Source organism: Novosphingobium subterraneum (assembly GCF_000807925.1).
Classification (GTDB): domain Bacteria; phylum Pseudomonadota; class Alphaproteobacteria; order Sphingomonadales; family Sphingomonadaceae; genus Novosphingobium; species Novosphingobium subterraneum.
Window position 1 is genome coordinate 26,517 of the sequence record NZ_JRVC01000004.1, and the last position, 21,863, is coordinate 48,379.

A 21,863-nucleotide genomic window follows, 5' to 3' on the forward strand; every position below is an offset into this window, starting at 1 on the left:
TTGCCCAACCATCCGCTTGACGAACCGCGAAGCCAATCCCCACCCTCGCGCGTACGTACACGTAAGGACTGCTTTTCATCGCCATGCAGCTTGTCATTGTTGAATCCCCGGCCAAGGCCAAGACCATCGAGAAGTACCTCGGCCCCGGCTTCAAGGTTCTCGCCTCCTACGGTCATATCCGCGATCTTCCGGTAAAGGATGGTTCTGTCCGTCCCGACGAGGACTTTGCGATGGACTGGGAACTCTACGGGGACAAGCAATCCCGCGTGAAAGCCATCACCGATGCGGCCAAGGATGCCGATCGCCTCATCCTGGCGACCGACCCTGATCGTGAAGGTGAGGCAATTTCCTGGCATGTCAGGGAGTTGCTGAAGAAACGTAAGGCACTTCCGAAGGAAGTGGAGCGGGTTACCTTCAATGCAATCACCAAGCAGACGGTGACCGATGCGATGAAGCGCCCGCGCGAGCTCGACCAGGACCTGATCGATGCCTACCTCGCCCGCCGCGCGCTCGATTACCTGTTCGGCTTCACGCTTTCGCCGGTGCTGTGGCGCAAGCTGCCCGGCGCGAAGTCGGCAGGGCGCGTGCAGTCGGTGGCCCTGCGCCTCATCGTCGAGCGCGAGCGCGAGATCGAGGTTTTCAAGGCGCAGGAATACTGGTCGGTCATTGCTCGGCTCGAGCAGGGCGGGACGGAATTTGCCGCACGGCTCGTCAAGTTCGATGGCCAGAAGCTCGACAAGCTGACGTTGGGTGACGAAGGGGCCGCGATGAAGGCCAAGGCCGTGGTCGAGGCTGGCACGTTCCGCGTCGAGGACGTCGAGACGAAGCCGACGCGCCGCAATCCCTATCCGCCGTTCACCACATCGACCTTGCAGCAGGAAGCCGCGCGCAAGCTTGGCTTCTCGGCCAGCCACACCATGCGTGTGGCGCAGACGCTGTATGAAGCGGGCGCGATCACCTACATGCGTACCGATGGCGTGCAGATGGACCCGAGCGCGATTTCGGCGGCGCGCAAGGCGATCTCGGACCGGTATGACGGGCATTACCTTCCCGAAAAACCCCGTCATTACGAGACGAAGGCGAAGAATGCTCAGGAAGCACATGAAGCCATCCGGCCAACCGACTTTTCGAAGGATCGCTATGCTTCGGGCGACGAGGCGCGCCTTTACGACCTGATCTACAAGCGGGCGATGGCGAGCCAGATGGCCTCTGCCAATATCGAACGAACCAGCGTGACGCTGCGCGACGGGACCGGCAAGCACGAGCTGCGCGCGACGGGGCAGGTGGTGAAGTTCCCCGGCTTCCTTGCCGTCTACGAAGAAGGCCGCGACCAGAAGGCCGATGGCGATGACGAGGATGGGAGCCTGCTGCCTTCGCTCAACAAGGGCGACACGCCGGCCAAGCGCGGTGTCGATGCAACGCAGCACTTTACCCAGCCGCCGCCGCGCTATTCGGAAGCGAGCCTGGTGAAGCGCCTGGAGGAACTGGGCATTGGCCGACCGTCGACATATGCCGCGACGCTGCAGGTGCTCAAGGACCGGAACTATGTTCGGACCGAGAGAAACCGTTTCTTTGCAGAGGAATCGGGCCGACTTTTGACATCGTTTCTTGAGCGCTTCTTCACCCGCTACGTGGCTTACGAGTTCACTGCGGGCATGGAAGAGGAGCTTGACGATGTGTCGGGCGGGCGTGCCGAATGGAAGAAGGTGCTTGCCGAGTTCTGGCGCGACTTCAAGCCCAAGTCCGACGAGGTGATGGAGAAGAAGCCGAGCGAGGTGACGGCCGAACTGGATGAATTCCTGTCCGACTACCTCTTTCCGCCGCGCGAGGACGGCAGCGATCCGCGGCTTTGTCCCAAGTGCGAGGCGGGACGCCTTTCGCTGCGCGGTGGACGTTACGGGGCGTTCGTCGCCTGCTCGAACTATCCGGAGTGCAAGTACACCCGCAAGTTTGCGCAGCCCGGCGGATCAGACGGTGATGGTGGCGAGGACGGCGTTCTGGGCAAGGATCCGGAGACAGGACTTGAAGTCGTGCGCAAGGCTGGCCGCTTCGGTCCCTACATCCAGTTGGGCGAGGGCAAGGAGGCCAAGCGTGCTTCGATCCCGAAGGACATCGGCGAACTCGATCTGGAGTGGGCGCTCAAGCTGCTGTCTCTGCCGCGTGAGGTGGGCAAGCATCCTGAAAGCGGCAATCCGATCACGGCGAGCATTGGCCGCTACGGGCCCTATCTCGCACATGACGGCAAGTACGCGAGGCTGAAGTCAACAAGCGAGGTGTTCGAGACCGGAATGAACGCTGCCGTCATGCATCTCGCTGCGGCAGCAGCGGGCGCGGGTGCGCGTGGGGGCCGGACGGCAGCCGAACCGCTCAAGGTTTTTGGTGCACACCCGACGTCTGGCGGTGAGATCAAGCTGATGGCGGGGCGCTATGGTCCCTATGTCACCGATGGCACCACCAATGCGACTTTGCCGAAGGACAAGCAGCCCGAAGCACTGACGCTGGAAGAGGCGATCACCCTGATCGACGAGCGGGCTGCGAAGGGCCCGGCCAAGGGCAAGAAGGGCGCGAAGAAGGCCCCGGCCAAGAAGGCGGCCCCAAAGAAGGACGCGCCGAAAAAGGAAGCGGCCAAGAAGCCAGCGGCAAAGAAAGCGCCGGCGAAGAAGGTTGCGAAAAGCGCCGAGTAAGCTTTCTACCGGTCGCGCTTAACGGCGCGGCCGGTAGAGCCAGTATTCCTTGTTGCCCAGAGGTACACGGGCATAGCGTTCATACTTGCGGGCGAGTTCCGTCTGTATCATGCGCCGCGTGTCCATGTTTGGCAGGTAAAGCTTCTTGTTCAGGCCGCGCATCACGATCACGCCGGGCTTGCTGGCCAGGATTTGCGCGAGTTCGGCGGAAGGATCGACCCCGATTGCGGGGGCTTCGACATAAGTATTGAGGTGGTTGGGGAAGATCCACCGTGTCGGCAGGCAGGTGTTGGTCGTCCGATAGAACGCCATCTCGCCTTCGTAGATATATAGGCAGCCCGCGTGCAGTTCCTGGGCGATTGCCGCGTTCATCGCTTGGTACTGCCTGGAAGTTCCGTGCTGATTAAGCTGATAGAGCATCACCACCACGCCAGCGATTGCGCCAAATCCGAGCAGCAGGCGGCCATACCACCGCTCACCTGGCGTCGCACGCGCCAAGGCCGGAGCGGCCAGGACCGCAAGCGGCATGAGCACGGGCGATACGTAATGGTCGTACCACGTGCCGAAAGCGAGAAACCCGGTGCAGGCTGCCATACCCCAGAGAGCGAGCACGCGGTGGCCGACCAGGTTGGCCCCGGCCAACGTATCGAACATCCTGGGTGCTCTGAAGATCGCCAGCCAGAACGGCGTCAGGACCACAACTTCCTTGAGGAGGCGCCAGTACGAGACCCAGCCATCCGAGCCGCGATCGAAGATCGAGACGAAATTTGCATAGATGAAGGCATCGAGCTGTCCGATTCCGGCATACCAGGCCATCGCGGCAAGCGTCGGCAAGAGCGCAACGCCAATCCAGAGCAGGCCGGTTGCAGCCAGGCGCTTGAACGACCAGACATCGGCAAAGCCGCGCGCCAGCAGGATCAGGCCGAACGCGGCACCTTCGAATATCACCGTGTACTTGATCTGGATGGCAAGCCCCAGCAGCAGCATGACGAGGCAGCCCCGCCAGATCAGCGGGGGGTGCTCAGGGCGCTTGACGCTGTCGACCACACCCCATGCCGCCATGGCGACGAGCAGGTTGTAGAAGACCGGCGCCTGTCCCATGCCGGCATTGAAGATCGGCATGAACAGGACGTAGGCGGCACCAGCCTGCCACGCGGCCCTTGGAGAGGCAATTTCGCGCGCCAACCGGGTCAGGACCATGGCCGTCAGCGTGAAGCTGATGCCTGCGCCGACCTGATAGGCAATCACAGGATCGAACGGTAGCGAAGCCAGCGCTTCGTAAAGCAGGAAGAGGCCGATCGGCTTGCGGTCCCAGATGTCGACATAGGGCACCGCCCCATCGCGCATGCGTTCCGCGACGAACAGGTAGAACTGCTCGTCGATATGGACCACCGGATTGCCGAAGAGAAAACTGCGCGTGACCATGAAGATCAGGGCGAACCCGGCGGCCTCTAGCAGCCAGGCGGGCAATACCTTGGGCCTGCGCAAGTTCCTGATGGCGGATGGGAAAGACCGGCCGGACAGCGCGCCTACTGTGGCCGCTGCCAAAACGCCGCCAGTTTCGTTCATGCTCGCACTCCGTCCACCATTGCACCCGGGACGTTAACGGGCGAGCTGCCCGTTCCCTTCGCGCGGGCGACGCTAGGGGGCAAACGTCAATTGTCGATGTCAATTCCGTGCTGCAGTGCAACAAAGCCAGAGAACGGCGACAAACTGCCCTGTGCGGCCGACGAACCGTTAGTAACGATCGCCGGTCAGCGCAGAAACCGGGCCAGACCCTCAGCTGCGGCCTCATGACCGGCGCGGTTGGGATGGATCGGGATGCCGTCCCCCGACGGCGCATTGAGGCCGTTGCTCCAGGGATTGGCCGAGCAGGGTGCGTGATCTTTCGACATCGCAGAGAAACGGAAGAGTTCGGCGCCTTCCTCACGCGCGACCTTGGCAGTCAGCTTGGCGAGACGCTTCGCCGCGTGGCGGCTCTGGTTCATCCGCTCGACACTGATCGGAAGGGAGGCGCATGTACCCCTGGGAGGCAGGACAGTGATGTAGTCGACGAAGACAACGCGTGCTTCCGGAGCCCGCTGGCGCACTTCGCGGACGATGCGGCGCATGCGCTCCTCGTCGGCCTTCCACACGTCCTCGCCGATGTCGCGCCACTTCTGGCAGCGCGCATCCGGTGTCGGCATCAGCTCGCACGCTGCGGCAAAGATGTTGCCGACGAAGTTTACGTCGTTGCCGCCGATGGTTACAGTGACAAGCTGGACATCGGCGGTAACGCTCTCGATCTGCGCCGGTATTTCCTTCCACGGGCCGAGGACGTGTTCGGTTGTTGCGCCGCTGCAAGTGGCGTCAACCAGCGAAAGCTTCAGCCTTGTCGCCAGCAGGTTGGGATAGTTCAGGGTTCCCCGGCCACAGCGATCCGGCGTGCCGGGCGTGTTGGGGCCAACGCCCGGGCCGGCCGCGAAAGAACTGCCCAGCGCCACATACCGCGCGCCTTCCGGAAGCGGGGCGGGTCCGGCAAGGGCTGGGGAGGCAACAAGCGCAAGCGCTGCAAGAGCAAGCCGCATCACTTTACCCATTCGAGTCCGATTTCCTCGTAGATTTCCTTGGCGTCGGCCCAACGCTCGTCGACCTTCACATGAAGGAAGAGATGTACCTTGGTGTCCAGCAGTTGCGCCAGTTCCTTGCGCGCCGCTTCACCGATTGCCTTGATCTTCGCTCCGCCTTTGCCCAGCACGATCGCGCGCTGGGTTTCGCGGGCGATCACGATCTGCTGGTGGATCTCTACCGAGCCATCCTTTCGCTGGATATACTTCTCCGGCCGCACGGTGCTGTCATAGGGCAGCTCGTCGTGAAGCTGGCGATAGAGCTGCTCGCGGGTGATCTCTGCAGCCATCAGGCGTTCGCTGGCATCCGACACCTGGTCTTCGGGATAATGCCACGCGCCTTCGGGCATGAGTGCGGCAAGGCGCTGCTTGAGTTCGGGCACGCCATCGCCGGTGAGCGCGGAGACGAAGAACACCTCGTCGAACTCGGCTTCTTGGGTCAGCGCCTCGGCCATGACCAGCAGCGGTTCCTTTGGCGTGGAGTCCACCTTGTTCAGCACCAGGAGCTTGCGTTCCGGTCGCCCTTTGAGTGTTTCGAGAATGGGTTCGAGATAGTCGCGCTTCTTCTTGCGCGCGTCGACCAGCAGCAGGATCGCGTCGGCTTCCTGTGCGCCGTCCCATGCCGCGCTGACCATTGCGCGGTCGAGGCGGCGACGTGGTTCGAACAGGCCGGGCGTATCGGCCAGGATGATCTGCGCCTTGTCCTCGCCGATATCCTCCAGCGCAATGCCCATGAGGCGCGCGCGCGTGGTCTGCGCCTTGGGTGATACGATCGCCACTTTCTGGCCGACGAGCGCGTTGACGAGGGTCGACTTGCCGGCGTTGGGTGCGCCGAGGACGGCCACGAGGCCACATTTTTCGGTCATTATTCCAGTTCTTCAGAAGAGTTGCGGCCATCTTAGGCCAAATGGGCGCGCGCCGCTAGATTTAGCCGAAATCCTGCATGAAGGCGCGGGCGGCGGAGGTTTCGGCCTCCTGCTTGCTGCTGCCGGTGGCGCTGGCCGTGCCGACGCCCTTCACTTCGACCGAGACCGTGAACCGGGCCGCATGATCGGGTCCTTCGCGCGCGACCAGAGTGTAGACCGGGGGCTTGCGGCGGTTGCCTGCTGCCCATTCCTGCAGAGCAGCCTTGGGATGCTTGCGCTGGCCGGTCCCTGTGGCCATCGGCTTGTCCCACACCCTGCGCACGAAAGCGCGTGCGGCATCGAACCCGCGTTCGACGAAGAGAGCGCCGATCAGCGCTTCCATCACGTCGCCCAGGATGTTGTCGCTCTGCGTCCCGCCATCATCGCGCGCCTGCTTGCCGAGCCGGATGTGGCTGGGGAGGGCAATATGGCGTGCAACATCGGCGCAGGTTTCGCGGCTGACCAGGGCGTTGAGCCGCTGCGAGAGCTTGCCTTCGGCGGCATCGCTCTTTTCATGCAGCCACTCGGCAATGGCAAGGCCCAGCACCCTGTCGCCAAGAAACTCCAGGCGCTGGTAATCGCGTGCCTCGCCCATCGAGCCATGGGTGAGGGCTTCGGTCCACAGATCGACGCGTGTCGGTGCCCCCCCGGTAAGGTCCGTAAGGTAGCCCAGCGTTTCAGGCGGCAGCGCGCTCAGAACGTGCCCCCGATGCGGTTCCAGCGCGCCGCGGTGAACCAGGTCCAGGGCAGGAACCAGTTGGCGCTGCCATCGGTGGACCACATCATCACCGTCGCGCGGCCAACGAGGTTCTCCTGAGGGACAAGGCCGATGCCGCCGCCTTCCATTGCCGGGAAGCGGCTGTCCATTGAGTTGTCGCGGTTGTCGCCCATCATGAACAACTGGCCCTCTGGCACCACGACCGGCACGGTGTTGTCGGCATCACGCTGGCCAAGGTCGAGCACGTTGTAGCTCTTGCCGTTCGGCAGCGTCTCGCGGAATTGCGGGTAATGGCAGGTCTGGCTGCCATCAGCTTCGGTCACGACAAATTCGGCCGAGAGGCAATCGGTGTTGGGGCTGACGGGGATGACGAAATCCTCGACCTTCACCTTGGGCACGGCCTGTCCGTTCAGGTGCAGCACGCCGTTGATCATCTGTACGGTATCGCCGGGCAGGCCGATCACGCGCTTGATGTAGTCGACATCATTGCCGGGAGGCGCCTTGAAGATGGCAACATCGCCACGTTCTGGCTGGCTGGCGAAAATGCGCTTGGGCAGCAGGGGCACGCTGAACGGCAGCGAGTAGCTGCTGTAGCCGTAGGGCCATTTGGCGGCGAGGAGATAGTCACCATTCTCGAGCCGCGGCAACATCGATTCCGACGGGATGTTGAACGGCGAGAAGATAAAGCTGCGGAAGATCGCGACGACGATCACCAGCTTGATCAGGAAGACAGGGAAGCTGTCCTCCTTCTTTTCCTTCTTCGGTTTCGCCGGTGCAGGTGCGGGCGCGGCCGGCTCTACCGGAGTGGGGCTGCTGGCTTCGGGCGTGTCGTTCATCGTCGCGGTCATGTTGCCAGCAAGGCCCTTCGTCAAGTGTGTTGTTTGTATAATACAGCGGCGAAATACGTCTGCGCAGCTTGCGCGGCGATGAACAGCGCGCTTGGCGCGGCGTCCCCGAGAGGGCATTAGGGCCATTACGCAGTTGCGAAAGGATGAGGTTGGACATGTCGGCAGGCGACGCACAGCAATTTTGGACGGCACTGGAGAAGTTGCCGCGGCCAACCCTGAAGACTCTGTTTTCCGACGCCGCGCGGCTAACACGCTATTCGACCACGCTGGATCTGCCCGGCGGCCCGGTGATCTTCGACTGGTCCAAGACGCACATTTCGCCGGAAGTCGAAGCCTTGTTCGGCTCGGTTGCAGCCGCGATGGACCTTGAGGGGCAGCGCGATGCTCTGATTGCGGGCGAAAAGATCAACAACACCGAAGGCCGCGCTGCCGAGCACACCGCGCAACGCGGGGTCGGCAAGGACACCAGTGTCGAGGAGGCCGAGGCGTTGCATGCCCGGATGCGGATGCTCGTCGAAGCCATCCACGAAGGCGCGCTGGGCGAAGTGAAGAGCCTGATCCACATCGGCATCGGGGGATCGGCGCTTGGGCCGGCGCTGGCAATCGATGCTCTGACCCGCGAAGGGGCGAAAGTTGCCGTTCATGTCGTTTCCAACATCGACGGCTGTGCGCTTGAGGCTGCGATCAAGGCCTGCGATCCCGAGACGACGCTGATTGCCGTGGCCTCCAAGACTTTCACGACGACCGAGACCATGACCAATGCGCATTCGGCGCTGGAGTGGTTGCGTGAGGGCGGTGTCGCCGATCCCTACGGACGCGTGATTGCGCTCACTGCATCTCCCGAAAAGGCAGTCGAATGGGGCGTGGATGAAACCCGCGTACTGCCGTTTTCGGAAACGGTGGGCGGACGGTATTCGCTGTGGTCATCGATCGGCTTCCCGGTGGCCATGGCACTCGGCTGGGAAGGCTTTGCCGAGTTCCTCGATGGCGCTGCAGCGATCGACCGGCACTTCATCGACGCCGACCTTGCCGAGAACATCGTGGTGCGCGCGGCCTTCGCCGACCTTTATTACACGCAGGTTCGAGGCTGCCAGACGCGCGCGGTATTCGCCTATGACGAGCGGCTGAAGCTGCTGCCCGACTATCTCCAGCAACTCGAAATGGAATCGAACGGCAAGAGCGTGCTCGCCGATGGCTCTCCTCTGACCCGCGCCAGCGCGCCGGTAACGTGGGGCGGCGTCGGCACCGATGCGCAGCATGCGGTGTTTCAGCTGCTCCATCAGGGCACGCACTTGATCCCGGTGGACTTCCTTGCCGTGAAAACGCCTGGTCACGATCTTGACCCGGCCCACCATGAGATTCTCCTGTCGAACTGCTTTGCGCAAGGGGCAGCGCTGATGGCGGGCAAGGCGTCTGACGACGGTGCCCGTGCCTATCCCGGCGACCGGCCTTCGGCGACGATCCTGTGCGATGACCTGAACCCTGCCACGCTGGGCGCGCTGATCGCGTTCCACGAGCACCGCACGTTCGTTTCGGCCGCAATGCTGGGAATCAACCCGTTCGACCAGTTCGGCGTCGAGCTGGGCAAGGCGATTGCAAAGCAGATCGAGGCTGGCGGCGGCGCTGGCTTCGATCCGTCGACGGAAGCACTTCTCTCCGCTGCAGGAATTGGCGGCTGATAGTTTGCAAGCCTAACAATATCGCCTAAATGCCTCTGGTCTTGGCCGAGACCAGAGGCCATATGCGCTTCACCAACAGGAGTGCATATGGCTGAGCAGGTTTCCGGGCAGGACTTCGACTACGATCTCTTCGTGATTGGTGCAGGATCGGGCGGTGTGCGCGCCAGCCGCATTGCCGCGAGCCATGGCGCGCGGGTGGCGGTGGCTGAGGAATACCGCGTCGGCGGCACCTGCGTGATCCGCGGCTGCGTGCCCAAGAAGCTGCTGGTCTATGGATCGCATTTCGCCGAGGAACTGCAGGACGCGGCCAACTACGGCTGGACAGTCGAGAAGATGACGTTCGACTGGCCGACGTTACGTGACGCTGTGCTCCGGGATGTCGACCGGCTCAACACGGCCTACACCAACACGCTGGAGACCAACAAGGTCGAACGTTTCCTTGAGCGCGCAGAGGTGGCGGGGCCGCACAGCGTGCGGCTGGCGTCGGGCAGGGAAATCAGCGCGAAGTACATCCTGATCGCAACCGGCGCCTGGCCGGTGATGCCCGAATTTCCGGGTAGCGAGCACTGCATTACCTCGAACGAGGTTTTCCATCTCGAGAAGTTACCCAAGCGCGTCGTAATCTCTGGCGCTGGCTATATCGCGATGGAATTCGCCGGGATTTTCAATGCGCTGGGCTGTCACGTAACGGTGGTCAATCGCAGCGAGACGATCCTGCGCGGGTACGATGAATCCCTCCGGGACCGCCTGCTCCAGATCACCATGGCCCGCGGGATCGAATACAAGTTCAATTGTCCGTTCGATCGTGTGGAGAAGCGGGACGATGGATCGTTCGACGTCTATGTCGGCAAGCAACCCAATCCGATCCACGCCGACGTGGTGCTGGTGGCGACCGGCCGTCGGCCCAAGACCGATGGCCTTGGCCTGGAAAACGCCGGAATTACATTGGGTTCGACGGGCGAGATTCCGGTCGACGATCATGGCAGGACTGCGTGCGACAGCATCTATGCCGTGGGTGACGTAACGAACCGCGTGCAGCTTACGCCTATCGCGATCCGCGAGGGCCAGGCCTTTGCCGACCACGTGTTCGGCGGGAAGGACACTGCGGTGAGCTATGATGCCATCCCCAGCGCGGTGTTTTCGCAGCCGCCGCTGGCGGGCGTGGGCCTGACAGAAAGCCAGGCGCGTCAAGCATTTGGCAGCAATATCAAGGTCTACTCGTCCGACTTCCGCCCGATGAAGAACATCTTCGGGCATCGGCCTGAGCGCGGGCTTTACAAGATGATCGTCGATGCCTCGACCGAGAAGGTGCTGGGCATTCACATGATCGGGCCGGACAGCCCGGAGATCCTTCAGGCGGCGGCGATTGCGGTGAAGGCGGGGCTGACCAAGGCTGACTTTGATGCGACGGTGGCTTTGCACCCGTCAATGGCGGAAGAGCTTGTTCTGATGCGATAATCCGGAGAATTGCCCGTTTTCCAACTCTCGCAGGCAAACGGGCAACTCCCCCCTGACTCTCCCGCAACGCTGCCGAACGCAGGGCCTTCTGCCGCAGGCTGAACCGTAGCGATTTGCAACCGGACGCCCCCGCGCTATCCTCTCCTCAAATCGATCGATGGGGAGAGCGGAAAAATGGCGGGCACGGTCCTCGTATCGGGTGGCAGCGGCTACATCGCCGGGTTCCTCATCCGCCAGCTTCTGGCCGAGGGGTGGACAGTCCACGCCACGGTCCGTTCCCTGTCACGCGAGGCGCAATTGCGGCCGCTCCTTGGCGGGACCGCTGAGACGTTGCGGTTCTTCGCCGCGGACCTCACGGCCGATGCCGGGTGGGCCGAGGCGATGGCCGGGTGCAGCCACGTGGCGCATGTCGCCTCACCGTTCCGGGCCGATGCGCCACGACATGAGGACGAGCTGATCATCCCGGCGCGCGAGGGGGTGTTGCGTGCGTTACGTTACGCACGGGACGCCGGGGTGACGCGGTTCGTGCAGACCTCGTCGGTAGCCGCGATTGCCTATGGCCATGGCAAGGGGGTGTTCGAGTTCACCGAGCGGGACTGGACCAACCTGGATGGGGCGGATGTCTACGCGTACGTGAAGTCCAAGACCATTGCTGAACGCGCGGCGCGGGACTGGGTGGCCTCGGAAGGCGGGGGAATGGAGTTCGTCTCGGTCAATCCGGCGGCCGTGCTGGGGCCGGTGTGGTCCGGCGACTTCTCGCCATCGATCGAGGTCGTGCGGCAACTGCTGTCGGGCGCCCTGCCGGGGTGCCCGGACTTGGGTTTCGGGATCGTCGATGTGCGTGACGTTGCGGACCTTCATGTGCGGGCATTGACCGCGCCGGGAATCGCGGGCGAGCGTTTCATTGCCTCGGGTCCGTTCCTTAAGATCGCCGACGTGGCCAAGGTGCTCAAGGCAAACCTGGGGCCGCAGGCGCGCAAGGTGCCGACGCGCAAGCTGCCCGACTGGCTGGTGCGGACGGTTGCGCTGTTCAACCCGGTGATCCGTCAAGTAACGGGCGAGCTTGGCAATGTGCGTGGCGCAAGTTCGGACCATGCCCGGTCGCGGCTGGGCTGGACCATCCGGCCGGTGGAGGACTCCATTCTCGATTGCGCTCGCAGCTTGATCGAGCGGGGTGTGGTGAAGGTCTAGATCCCGGCGAACCACTGGTAGCCGGAATGGTCCTCCCAGTAGCCGCCTCCGCCACCGTGGATGCCGGCAAGAGTTTCGACCGCTTCGATCCGCATGACGTACTTGGCGTGCTTGTAGCCGAGCGCACGTTCGACGCGCAGGCGGATCGGGGCGCCGTGGCCGACCGGAAGGGGCTGGCGGTTCATCGTGTGGGCGAGGATCGTCTGCGGGTGCATGGCGTCGCTCAGGTCGATGCTCTCATAGTAGGGAATTCCTGAGAAATCATCTGCACAATGGAAGACAATGTATTGAGCAGTTGAGGAAATCTGCGCGTGACGCAGCAGCAGGCTGAGCGGCACGCCAGTCCATTCGCCGATCGCGCTCCATCCCTCGACGCAATCGTGCCGGGTGATCTGGGTACGCTGCGGTGCGGCTTTCAATTGGGCGAGAGTGAGGCTGAACGGGCGGGCGACCTTGCCGCCGATTTCCAGCTTCCAGTCGGCGAAGTTGCTGGCCATGTGGGCCTGATATTCCGCTGAAGCGGGCAAGCGATTGCCGTTCATGCGGAACCTGGGCGAGAGATCGGCGCGGGTGAATTCCGGCGCGAGGGCATTGCGATCCGTCACCAGGCGCTGGCCGGACAGCGTGGCTTTCTCACCTAATGTCAGGACCTTGCGGACAGTCGGGGACGCGGTGATCTTCTCGCACCCGGCCAGAAGCAGACCGCTGGCACCGACGATGGCGTTGCGTCGCGTGACAAGGGTCATGGACGTTCCTTTCGCGGTGTGGGGAGCCGATACCATCCGGTGACGATCGAGCGAAGTTCGTTGAATGGACCGGCCAGCAAAACCATGAGAAGATGGATGAGTATGAACGCCAAAAAGCCTGTCGCACAAAGGAAATGTATCGATCGCGCCGACTGCCTGCCGCCGAAGATATCGAGCAACCACGGGAAGGCAGCATTCAGCGTGGGCGACATGGTCATTCCAGTGAGCACGACCAGCGGGATCAGCACGAAGATGACGCCAAGGTAAGCGATCTTCTGCAAGGGGTTGTAGGCTTTGGCCGCTTCGCCGGTGGGAAAGCGCAGGCGGGCATGCTCCTTGATGTCGTGCCACAGATGCGCGAGCTTGCGCTCTTCAGGTTTTAGGGCAAGATCGCGTGACAAGTGTTTTGAAAACAATGCATAAATGACGAAGAGGGTAAGAGATATTACCAGCACCCATGCGAAGAAGAAGTGCCATTGGCGACCTTCGGCCAAGCTGTAGTAATTGGGGATCGTGACGAGAGGCGGAAAAGCCCGGGTCGAGTGTTCCGTCCATCCCAGGAAGCCGGTCGTATCGAACTGGAGGTTTCCGAGGCGCAGGAAGCCTTGCTGGCCTTGTCGCCCGATCTCCAGCCATGGCGTTTCGAAGGTGGCGCCGTACTTGCCCCAGTAGAGGCGGGGGTGAGCGTTGAAGATCGTCGCCCCGCTCATCAGCATGGCGAAGATCGTGACCGCGTTGGTCCAGTGCCAGATCCTGACCGGCAACCGCGTGCGATAAACCAGAGGCTGCGACTGCGCCGCGGGGCTTGGGTCCTGTGACGTAACGATTGCTGGCGCGGCATCCACGGCGGGGTTCCTGCTCCTGTCCTGTGGTCAGAGTGCCACATTCAGCAGCGCGGAAAAAGCCTCTGGAACGACGCGCGTGGAAACGGTGCGGCTAGGCCGGATGGCGCGCCGCCAGCGCGATCAGATCAGCGCGGCTGAAGCGGCGCTGGCTGGCGCGGGCGATGCAGGAGCGCGGGACGGGGCGGAGCGCGGACCAAGCGGCCTTGCCGATGAAGCCGAGCTTGCGAGCGTTAGTAACGACAGTGCGATGGTCCCAGGCATGGTCGCCGCGTTTGGCGACTTCCCGGGCAATCTCGCCGTAGATGCCGGCGGCGGCGAGGATGGCCCAGCGCTGGCGGCCCTTGAGGCGGGCGGCGCCAATACGCGCCGAGCATTCGTGAATTTCCGCCGTCTCGCACATCCGCGCGACGAGCCGGGTGAGCGCGGGGCGGTAGTGCGGCTTCATCTGTTCGCCGGGCGGGATATCGAGCTCGGAAAGCCAGTCTAGCGGGATGTAGCAGCGGTCGGCGGCGTCATCCTCCTCGATGTCGCGGGCGATGTTGGCTAGCTGGAAGGCAAGGCCGAGATCGCAGGCGCGGTCGAGCGTGTCTTCGTCATCCGGCGAGACGCCCATGACCACGGCCATCATCACGCCGACTGCCCCGGCAACATGCCAGCAGTAGCGCATCAGGTCGGCCTCGCTGTGAGGCTGCCATTCGGCGGCATCGAGTGCAAAGCCATCGATCACGGCGCGAGCCATCTCGATCGTCAGGCCGGTTTCCCGGGCGACCAGGCCGAGGGCGTCGAAAGCAGGATCGCCGGTTTCGCGGCCGGCGAAGGCGAGCGCGGTCTTCTCGCGAACCAGCGCAAGACGCTCGGCTGCGCCTTCCTGAAGGCCGAGTGCGCCGCCATGGTCCTGCGTATCGACGATATCGTCGCAGCGACGACACCAGGCGTAGAGCAGCCAGACGCGCTCGCGCGTCTCGCGATCGAACAGGTGACTGGCGGCAGCGAAGCTTTTCGAGCCCTTCAGGATCGACTTGCGGGCGTTACTAACGAGAGACTTGCGATCCTGCATCACTCAGAGGTCTTCGGCCTTCATCGCGAAGATCGGCCTGTGCGGAACGTGGGCTTCCATGCGGGCCAGCAGGATATCGAGGTCAGGCTCTGCGATGATGATTCCGGCGTGGGCTTCGCGGATGAAGCCGACTTCGATCATGTGGCGGTTGAAGGCGAGCAGGTGGTCGTAGAAGCCATAGGCGTTGAGCAGGCCGACCGGCTTTGCGTGGTAGCCCAGCTGCGCCCAGCTGACCGCTTCCCACAGCTCATCCATCGTGCCGACGCCGCCGGGAATGGTGAGAAAGCCGTCCGACAGGTCGGTGAAGGCCTTCTTGCGTTCATGCATGCCGGGGACGACGTGCAGTTCTGTACAGTCGTGATTGGCGACTTCGCCGCCGACGAGAGCTTCCGGGATCACGCCGATCACTTCGCCGCCGGCATCAAGCGCGCCGTAAGCCACTGCGCCCATCAGGCCGAGCTTGCCGCCCCCATAGACGACGCCGATGCCGCGCCGGGCGAGTTCGGCGCCGATCTGGCGGGCGAGTGTTACGTAACGAGTGTCGGCAGGTGAGGCAGAGCCGCAATAGACGGCGAGACGTTTGATCGAAGTGCGGCCGGTCAAGCAAGATCCTCCAGCATCAGTTTCGCGGTGGCCTTGGCCGAGCCCACCACTCCGGGAATCCCGGCGCCCGGATGGGTTCCCGCGCCAACCAGATACATGTTGGAAATGGCATCGTCACGGTTGTGAGCGCGGAACCATGCGCTTTGCGTGAGCAGCGGTTCGAGACTGAACGCGCTGCCAAGATGGGCGGACAGGTCGGTCTTGAAGTCCGACGGCGCGTAGTGAAACTTCGTTACGATACGCGAATGGATGTCCGGGATGAGGCGGCGGCCAACTTCATCGAGGATGCGCTTTTCGAGGATCGGGCCGATCTCGTCCCAATCGACCGGAAGCTTGCCCATGTTGGCCACGGGAACGAGCGCGTAGAAGGTGCTCATCCCTTCAGGCGCGACAGAGGGGTCGGTCACGGTCGGGTGGTGGAGGTAGATCGAGAAATCCTCAGGCAGGACGCCGTGCTTGTAGATGTCGTCAAGCAGGCCCTTGTAGCGCGGGCCGAACAGGATCATGTGGTGAGGAATGCCGGGCCAGGTCCCTTCGACACCGAAGTGAACTACGAACAAGCTTGGCGAGAATTTCTTTTTGGTCAAAGCCTTTGCGCGACGTTGTGCATGTGGATTGTCAGGCATCAGATCGCGGTAGGAATGGACGATGTCGCCGTTGGAGGCGACGGCATCGAACTTTGCCGACCAGCCGCTCTTCGTGGTGACGCCAGTGACTCGCGTGCCCAGCGTCTCGATGTGGGTGACCGGATCGCTCATGCGCACTTCGCCGCCAAGGCGCTGGAAGTGGGTGAGCATGCCTTGGATCAGCTTGTTGGTGCCGCCCTTGGCCCACCACACGCCGCCGTCCTTCTCCAGCTTGTGGATCAGGGCATAGATCGAACTCGTGTTCATCGGGTTGCCGCCGACGAGCAGGGTGTGGAAGCTGAACGCCTCGCGCAGGCGTTCGTCCTTTACGTAGGACGACACCATCGAATAGACCGAGCGCCAGGCCTGATAGCGGGCAAGCGCGGGCGCGGCCTTGAGCATGGACGCAAAATCAAGGAACGGGACCGAGCCCAGTTTCACGTAACCTTCCTCGAACACGCCTGCGGAGTATTGCAGGAACTCGTCGTATCCGGCGACGTCGGCCGGATTGAGCTTGGCGATCTCGGCGCGGAGGTGGGTCTCGTCGTTCGAGTAATCGAAGTTGGTGCCGTCGGGCCAGTTGAGGCGATAGAACGGCATCACCGGCATGAGCTCGACGTCATCGGCCATGCGGTGGCCCTTCAGGGCCCAGAGTTCTTGCAGGCAGGCAGGATCGGTGACGACGGTGGGGCCGGCGTCGAAGGTGAAGCCGTCCTTCTCCCAGTGGTAGGCGCGGCCGCCGGGCTTGTCGCGCGCTTCGATCACGGTCGTCTGGATGCCGCCGGACTGGAGGCGAATGGCGAGGGCGAGGCCCCCGAAGCCGGAGCCGATTACGCAAGCGCGCTTCATCGTGGGGTTCCTGCAAGGGTAAGAGGCTTGGGCCGCGCGCCGAGGCCGGTGAGCACGCCCAAGGCGCGGGTGATCGGCAGCGGCGGCTTGCCCGCGAGGATGCGGGCCTTGTCGAAGACGGTGGTCTTGCCGGCGTAGAAGCGCTCGATCAGCCCGTGGCGCAGGCTGTAGAAGCGTTCGAGTACGCGGTAGCGCTTGTCAGGCTCGGCGCCTGCAAAGAGCAGCGCGGAGAGCTGGCGCAGGTAGGCGGACTGGGCCCAGTGTTCGCGCGCCCAGTATTCGCTGAACTGGGCGAGAGCTTCGCCGGACAGGTCCTGCTGGCGGGCGAGGGCCAAGGCGTACTTCACGGCATCGGGCAGCGAATAGCTGGTGACGGCCTGGAACAGCCCGGCGCGGACTCCGGCGCGGGCGACAGGGCCGCCGCTGGCGCGCCAGAAGGCGTCGAAATTGCCACCGGCGACAACAGGCAGCACGCCCTGCTCCTCTTCCAGCACTTCGGCGACATGCCAGCCCTTGGCGGCAACGTAAGCGTCGATGCGGGCGCGAATGGCGTCGGCATCGAGGGCGGGGCCGTCGGAGTAGTAGGTGTCCTCGACGAAGATTTCGTCTGCGGTGAAGGGGAGCGAATAGACGAAGCGGTAGCCGTCGATTTGCTCGACCGTGGCGTCCTTGACGATCGGCGCTTCGAGGCCGTGGGGGGTCGAGAGGCGAAAGCGACGGCCGACGAACTTCTGCCAGCCGCCGGTGAGGTCTGTTACGTTACGCAGGCCACGCGCGTCGATCACGCCCTTTGCCTCGAGCCGGGTGCCATCGGACAGGGTTGCGTTGGTGGAGCTGCAGGCGAGGGCGCGGACGCCGGTCATGATCGATGCCTCACCGAGGCGCTGGCGGACGACCTTGTCGAAGCGGTGGGAGCTGATCGAGTAGTAGCTGGTCTTCAGGCGACGTTCGTAGCGCGGGAAGCGGACGGTGTATTCGGGCCAGGCCGCAACGACCATGCCATCGAGCAGTTCGCGCCCGGCCTTGTTCACGTCAGTGCCGAAAAACGACCAGACGTGGTTGCCGCCGATCGTTTCGCCCTGTTCGACAAGGACGAGGTCGAGTTCGGGGCGGGCCTGGCGCAGGGCCAGGGCGACGAGGCCGCCAGCCAGCCCTCCGCCGAGGATCGCGATGTCGCAGTGTCGCACGCTCATGACCATAGCGCTTAGGGGGATGCGGTTGCCGGTGCAACCATGGGCTTGTCGCTGTCAGCTTCACCCGTCAGAAAGGGCATGGAACGGGGGGAGTGGCGGCAAATGGCAAGCAGGGTTTCATTGCGGCCCGGCAGGGCGGGGTGGATTGCGGCCGCAGGCGTCGCGCTGGGGATCGTGATAATCCTGCTTGGCATGGCGAGGCCGCCGATCTGCCCGTGCGGCACTATCCGGCTGTGGCAGGGCGTGGTGGAATCGGCCGAGAACAGCCAGCAGATCTCCGACTGGTACAGTTTCAGCCACGTCATCCATGGCTTCCTGTTCTACGGCGCGGCGCATTTGCTGTGGCGGAGGGCCGGTTTCAAGGCGATTTCGCCGCAGTGGGCGTTGGCGCTGGCGGTGCTGGTGGAGGGATCGTGGGAGATCCTCGAGAATTCCCCGATTATCATCGATCGCTATCGTGCCGTAACGATTTCGTGGGGCTACTCGGGCGACAGCGTGCTCAACTCCTTCTGCGACATGGCGTTCATGGCGCTGGGCTTCGTCTTTGCCAGTCGCGCGCCGGCGACCGTGACGATACTGGTGGGTGTGGCATTCGAGCTGTTCACGCTGGCCATGATCCGCGACAACCTGACGCTCAACGTGCTGATGCTCGTTTGGCCGGTCGAAGTGGTGCGGCAGTGGCAGGCAGGCGGCTGACGGAAAGTCCTCGAGCGTTTCATTTTCTTGACCGAACGCTTCATCCTCATGCGCAGCCGGTTGCATGTTGACGACGATCAATGTCACTTTCTGCAGTGAGCCGAAAACGGCCGCAATGGCGTCAGACCATGGAGAGGCATGATGAGCGAGCACGCAGCATCGGGCGGCGACTTCGACGTATTGATCGTCGGCGCGGGCATTTCCGGCATAGGCTCTGCCTGGCATCTGCAGGAGCAGTGCCCGGGCAGGACTTATGCGATTATCGAAGCCAAGGACACGTTCGGCGGCACGTGGGAGACGCACAAGTATCCCGGCGTGCGATCGGATTCCGACCTGTACACCTTCGGCTATCGCTTCAAGCCCTGGGTCGGCGCGCCAATTGCCAGCGCGCAGGCAATTCTCGACTACATGGGCGAGGTGATCGAGGAAGGCGGGATCGACCGGCACATCCGCTATGGCCACACGATTACCAGTGCAAAGTGGGATAGTGCCAGCAACCGGTGGACGCTGGAAGCACGGACCAAGGACGGAAACACGGCCGCGTTCACGGCCAATTTCTTGTGGATGTGCCAGGGCTACTATGACCACCAGGTGCCCTACATCCCGAAGGAGTGGCAGGGCGTTTCCGACTTCAAGGGTCTGTTCGTCCACGCCCAGCTGTGGGACCCGGCGACTGACGTTTCGGGCAAGCGGGTTCTCGTGATCGGATCGGGCGCCACGGCGGCCACGGTGGTCCCGGCGCTGTGCGATCTGGGAGCCAAGGTCACGATGCTCCAGCGCTCGCCAACCTGGTTCTATGCTGCGCCAAACGTGAGCGAACTGGCCGAGCGGTTGCGCACGATCGGGATCGATGAACCGACGATCCATCGCGTTGTGCGGCAGGACTACATCTACAACTTCCATGAAATGGACCGTCGCAGTCGCGAAGAGCCCGAAGCCATGGCCGAGGACCTGCGTGCCCTGATCCGCGGGTACGTGGGTGAGGATTTCCAGTTCGAGCCGCACTTCGCCCCGCGCTATCGCGTTTGGCAGCAGCGGCTGGCCCAGTTGCCTGACGGCGATCTGTTCCAGCAGGTCGTGGCGGGCAACGCGACGGTAGTGACCGACACGATCGACCGGTTCACCGAGACAGGGGTCCTGACCAGCAGTGGCGAATTGCTGGAAGCAGACATCATCATGGCCTGCACCGGCTTCCGGCTGAAAGTGCTGGGCGATATTCCTTTCGAGGTGGATGGCCAGGCCGTGGACTGGGGCAAGACGGTGACCTACCGTGGGATGATGTTCACCGGCGTGCCCAACATGGCGTGGGTCTTCGGCTATTTCCGGGCAAGCTGGACCTTGCGCGTCGACATGATGGCCGACTTTGTCTGCCACCTGCTGAACCATATGACAGAGCGCGGTGCGAAGAAGGTGGAAGTCGTCTTTCGCGACGAGGATGCGGGCATGGAAATCTTGCCGTGGATCGAGGAAGACAATTTCAATCCCGGCTATCTGATGCGCGACATGGACAAGCTGCCAAGGCGCGGGTCAAACGATGTCTGGCGGCACAACCAGAACTACTGGCTGGAGCGTGAGGCCTTTCCGTCCATCGACCTGGATGGGCAGGAGTTCATCTACGACGGGGTACGGCGGGATGTGCCCCTTGCGGAGGCGGCCGAGTAGCCGCGCACGGTTGGACAAGACGATCGCGCCTTGATCAGACAGGTGGCGAGGATCGGGCCGGGATCGGCCGACGGTTGCCCTCGGCCCGGGCTCGCCTTGCGCCTGCCGCGAGTTCTTTGTTCAAGGCGCGAACATAGGCGTCGAAGTCCAACTGGATCGTATGGCGCCGTGCGGCATAGTACTGGCCGGTATGGTAGGCTTCGTCGGCGGCGATGATGCGATGCATTTCGGCTGGTGATGGCGGGGCATAGTCGCCTGCAAGGTAGGCGGCGACGAGCTTCGACTGCTGTTCGGCGAAATTGACCAGGGTCGGCAGGGGCTGGGCGAGGCCGACATAGAACAGATCTGGTACTTCGGGCTTCATGATGCGCTTGAACAAGGGGGGCGGGCGATTGTCTGCATCGGCGGTGAATGCGGGATCGTCGAAGAACGGAAAGCGAATGTCATAGCCGGTGGCCCAGATGATCACGTCCACCTGCTCGCGGGTTCCGTCGCTGAAGGCGACGCCATCGCCGTCGAGCCGCTCGATGCCAGGCTTCATGATGATGTCGCCCGAGCCGGCGCGGAGCAGGAATTCGCCCGAGACGGTGCCGTGGCTCTCGAACGGACCGATATCGGGTTCGGGCAGGCCGTACTGGCTCATCCGGCCGACCAGCTTCTTTATCATGCGCGTGGCCAGCCAGTTGCGCAGCCGCTTGGGCATCCATGATGGGGCGGGATTCTTGTCGAGCGGCTGGCCGCGGTAGTATTTTGGCAGGACCCAGACCCCGCGCCGGGTGGAAACGAACAGCCGCGAGGCGATCGGGCGCTGCGACAGCTCTGAAGCAATATCCATGGCGCTGTTGCCCATTCCGACAACGAGTACGCGCCTGCCGACGCAATCGACCGGATCGAACGGACTGCGATAGGCATGGCTGTGGATCTGGGGACCGGAGAAGTGGCCTGGATAATCGGGGATGCGCGCAGCCCAGTGATGGCCGTTGGCCACGACAAGTGCATCGAAGCGCTCGGTCTCACCCGTGGAAAGGGAGATATTCCAACCGCCTTCGGCTCGTCGCGTCGCACTCTCTACCCGCGTGTTGAACTGGATGTGCGGGCGCAGGCCGAAGTGATCAACGTAATCGTGGAAATACTGCAGAAGCTGGGCGTGATGGGGGTAGTCCGGCCATTCTGTCGGGACGGGATAATCTTCGAACGCCAGCCGCCATTTCGACGTGTCGATGTGCAGGCTCTGGTAGCAGGCCGACATGCCGTTGGGATTGTTGAAGTACCAGTTCCCGCCAATGTCGTCGGACGCTTCGTAAACGACGAAGGGGATGCCACGATCCTGCAGGCGTTTGGCGGTAGTGAAACCCGAGCAGCCTGCGCCGATGATGCATACGCGCGGGAGCGGACCAAGCGCTTCGGGCGCGGCGACAGGCGCGATTTGCGGTGATGACACCAATTCGGTCATGGCCATGATCCTGCTCCATCGTCCGGGCTTGCGGGCCCGGAGCA

At 63.1% G+C, this 21,863-nt stretch carries 18 protein-coding genes; 6 read left to right on the forward strand and 12 right to left on the reverse strand.

Annotated features, from left to right (window positions below; all coding sequences use genetic code 11):
* Positions 1 to 83: 83 nt before the first annotated feature.
* Positions 84 to 2,684, forward strand: a complete 2,601-nt coding sequence (gene topA, locus NJ75_RS04845) for a type I DNA topoisomerase (protein ID WP_039332040.1) — start codon at positions 84 to 86, stop codon at positions 2,682 to 2,684.
* 18 nt (positions 2,685 to 2,702) lie between these two features.
* Here the strand turns inward: topA and NJ75_RS04850 are convergent, their stop codons facing one another.
* The 5 genes from NJ75_RS04850 to lepB all read right to left on the reverse strand — a co-directional run bounded on the left by NJ75_RS04850 (position 2,703) and on the right by lepB (position 7,761).
* Entirely contained in the window at positions 2,703 to 4,253 is a 1,551-nt protein-coding gene (locus NJ75_RS04850; RefSeq protein WP_156135708.1) for a hypothetical protein, read from the reverse strand.
* Between the two features lie 185 nt (positions 4,254 to 4,438).
* Positions 4,439 to 5,263, reverse strand: coding sequence for an SGNH/GDSL hydrolase family protein (locus NJ75_RS04855; RefSeq protein ID WP_039332042.1), 825 nt, complete (start codon positions 5,261 to 5,263; stop codon positions 4,439 to 4,441).
* On the reverse strand, positions 5,251 to 6,156 hold the full coding sequence (gene era / locus NJ75_RS04860; protein ID WP_039332043.1) for a GTPase Era: 906 nt from the start codon (positions 6,154 to 6,156) through the stop codon (positions 5,251 to 5,253). The genes NJ75_RS04855 and era overlap by 13 nt, the downstream gene beginning before the upstream one ends.
* Before the next feature lie 61 nt (positions 6,157 to 6,217).
* Entirely contained in the window at positions 6,218 to 6,916 is a 699-nt protein-coding gene (gene rnc / locus NJ75_RS04865) for a ribonuclease III (RefSeq protein WP_039332361.1), read from the reverse strand.
* Complete coding sequence (gene lepB / locus NJ75_RS04870; RefSeq protein ID WP_236727058.1) at positions 6,889 to 7,761, reverse strand: signal peptidase I; 873 nt, start codon at positions 7,759 to 7,761, stop codon at positions 6,889 to 6,891. Before lepB ends, rnc begins: the two co-directional genes overlap by 28 nt.
* 155 nt (positions 7,762 to 7,916) lie before the next feature.
* On the opposite strand from lepB, the gene pgi reads away from it, so the two are divergent.
* The 3 genes from pgi to NJ75_RS04885 all read left to right on the forward strand — a co-directional run bounded on the left by pgi (position 7,917) and on the right by NJ75_RS04885 (position 12,089).
* Positions 7,917 to 9,440, forward strand: a complete 1,524-nt coding sequence (pgi, locus tag NJ75_RS04875; protein WP_052242016.1) for a glucose-6-phosphate isomerase — start codon at positions 7,917 to 7,919, stop codon at positions 9,438 to 9,440.
* An 87-nt stretch (positions 9,441 to 9,527) separates the two neighbouring features.
* The gene (gene gorA, locus NJ75_RS04880; protein ID WP_039332045.1) at positions 9,528 to 10,898 is read left to right on the forward strand and encodes a glutathione-disulfide reductase; all 1,371 of its coding nucleotides are present in this window, start codon (positions 9,528 to 9,530) and stop codon (positions 10,896 to 10,898) included.
* A gap of 174 nt (positions 10,899 to 11,072) precedes the next feature.
* Positions 11,073 to 12,089: an NAD-dependent epimerase/dehydratase family protein gene (locus NJ75_RS04885; RefSeq protein WP_039332047.1), complete on the forward strand. Its 1,017-nt coding sequence runs from the start codon at positions 11,073 to 11,075 to the stop codon at positions 12,087 to 12,089.
* Here the strand turns inward: NJ75_RS04885 and NJ75_RS04890 are convergent.
* The 6 genes from NJ75_RS04890 to crtY form a co-directional block, all read right to left on the reverse strand.
* Complete coding sequence (locus NJ75_RS04890) at positions 12,086 to 12,835, reverse strand: molybdopterin-binding protein (RefSeq protein ID WP_039332049.1); 750 nt, start codon at positions 12,833 to 12,835, stop codon at positions 12,086 to 12,088. The two genes, NJ75_RS04885 and NJ75_RS04890, sit on opposite strands and share 4 nt — an antisense overlap.
* The gene (locus tag NJ75_RS04895) at positions 12,832 to 13,680 is read right to left on the reverse strand and encodes a cytochrome b/b6 domain-containing protein (RefSeq protein ID WP_370584299.1); all 849 of its coding nucleotides are present in this window, start codon (positions 13,678 to 13,680) and stop codon (positions 12,832 to 12,834) included. Before NJ75_RS04895 ends, NJ75_RS04890 begins: the two co-directional genes overlap by 4 nt.
* A gap of 91 nt (positions 13,681 to 13,771) precedes the next feature.
* The gene (locus NJ75_RS04900) at positions 13,772 to 14,737 is read right to left on the reverse strand and encodes a phytoene/squalene synthase family protein (RefSeq protein WP_039332050.1); all 966 of its coding nucleotides are present in this window, start codon (positions 14,735 to 14,737) and stop codon (positions 13,772 to 13,774) included.
* Between the two features lie 3 nt (positions 14,738 to 14,740).
* Entirely contained in the window at positions 14,741 to 15,322 is a 582-nt protein-coding gene (locus NJ75_RS04905) for an LOG family protein (RefSeq protein WP_039332369.1), read from the reverse strand.
* Between the two features lie 14 nt (positions 15,323 to 15,336).
* Positions 15,337 to 16,815, reverse strand: a complete 1,479-nt coding sequence (locus tag NJ75_RS04910) for a phytoene desaturase (RefSeq protein WP_039332053.1) — start codon at positions 16,813 to 16,815, stop codon at positions 15,337 to 15,339.
* On the reverse strand, positions 16,812 to 18,008 hold the full coding sequence (gene crtY / locus NJ75_RS04915; RefSeq protein WP_039332371.1) for a lycopene beta-cyclase CrtY: 1,197 nt from the start codon (positions 18,006 to 18,008) through the stop codon (positions 16,812 to 16,814). Before crtY ends, NJ75_RS04910 begins: the two co-directional genes overlap by 4 nt.
* 102 nt (positions 18,009 to 18,110) lie before the next feature.
* Between crtY and NJ75_RS04920 the strand changes: the two genes are divergently transcribed.
* Both NJ75_RS04920 and NJ75_RS04925 read left to right on the forward strand, forming a co-directional pair.
* A complete protein-coding gene (locus NJ75_RS04920; protein WP_039332055.1) occupies positions 18,111 to 18,704 on the forward strand; it encodes a DUF2585 domain-containing protein in 594 nt (197 codons plus the stop codon).
* A gap of 141 nt (positions 18,705 to 18,845) precedes the next feature.
* Positions 18,846 to 20,366 (forward strand): flavin-containing monooxygenase, encoded by a 1,521-nt coding sequence (locus tag NJ75_RS04925; protein WP_156135709.1) that lies wholly within the window; start codon positions 18,846 to 18,848, stop codon positions 20,364 to 20,366.
* Between the two features lie 34 nt (positions 20,367 to 20,400).
* Here the strand turns inward: NJ75_RS04925 and NJ75_RS04930 are convergent, their stop codons facing one another.
* A complete protein-coding gene (locus NJ75_RS04930) occupies positions 20,401 to 21,819 on the reverse strand; it encodes a flavin-containing monooxygenase (RefSeq protein WP_052242082.1) in 1,419 nt (472 codons plus the stop codon).
* Positions 21,820 to 21,863: the final 44 nt, after the last annotated feature.

What these genes read in the sequence shown, in the direction of transcription:
- topA (WP_039332040.1), top strand. Translation starts at nt 84, where the DNA reads ATGCAGCTTGTCATTGTTGAATCCCCGGCCAAGGCCAAGACCATCGAG.
- pgi (WP_052242016.1), top strand. Translation starts at nt 7,917, where the DNA reads ATGTCGGCAGGCGACGCACAGCAATTTTGGACGGCACTGGAGAAGTTG.
- NJ75_RS04850 (WP_156135708.1), bottom strand. Translation starts at nt 4,253, where the DNA reads ATGAACGAAACTGGCGGCGTTTTGGCAGCGGCCACAGTAGGCGCGCTG.
- NJ75_RS04910 (WP_039332053.1), bottom strand. Translation starts at nt 16,815, where the DNA reads ATGAAGCGCGCTTGCGTAATCGGCTCCGGCTTCGGGGGCCTCGCCCTC.
- era (WP_039332043.1), bottom strand. Translation starts at nt 6,156, where the DNA reads ATGACCGAAAAATGTGGCCTCGTGGCCGTCCTCGGCGCACCCAACGCC.
- NJ75_RS04930 (WP_052242082.1), bottom strand. Translation starts at nt 21,819, where the DNA reads ATGACCGAATTGGTGTCATCACCGCAAATCGCGCCTGTCGCCGCGCCC.
- gorA (WP_039332045.1), top strand. Translation starts at nt 9,528, where the DNA reads ATGGCTGAGCAGGTTTCCGGGCAGGACTTCGACTACGATCTCTTCGTG.
- NJ75_RS04855 (WP_039332042.1), bottom strand. Translation starts at nt 5,263, where the DNA reads ATGGGTAAAGTGATGCGGCTTGCTCTTGCAGCGCTTGCGCTTGTTGCC.
- NJ75_RS04900 (WP_039332050.1), bottom strand. Translation starts at nt 14,737, where the DNA reads ATGCAGGATCGCAAGTCTCTCGTTAGTAACGCCCGCAAGTCGATCCTG.
- lepB (WP_236727058.1), bottom strand. Translation starts at nt 7,761, where the DNA reads ATGACCGCGACGATGAACGACACGCCCGAAGCCAGCAGCCCCACTCCG.
- NJ75_RS04890 (WP_039332049.1), bottom strand. Translation starts at nt 12,835, where the DNA reads ATGACCCTTGTCACGCGACGCAACGCCATCGTCGGTGCCAGCGGTCTG.
- crtY (WP_039332371.1), bottom strand. Translation starts at nt 18,008, where the DNA reads ATGAGCGTGCGACACTGCGACATCGCGATCCTCGGCGGAGGGCTGGCT.
- NJ75_RS04920 (WP_039332055.1), top strand. Translation starts at nt 18,111, where the DNA reads ATGGCAAGCAGGGTTTCATTGCGGCCCGGCAGGGCGGGGTGGATTGCG.
- NJ75_RS04885 (WP_039332047.1), top strand. Translation starts at nt 11,073, where the DNA reads ATGGCGGGCACGGTCCTCGTATCGGGTGGCAGCGGCTACATCGCCGGG.
- NJ75_RS04925 (WP_156135709.1), top strand. Translation starts at nt 18,846, where the DNA reads ATGAGCGAGCACGCAGCATCGGGCGGCGACTTCGACGTATTGATCGTC.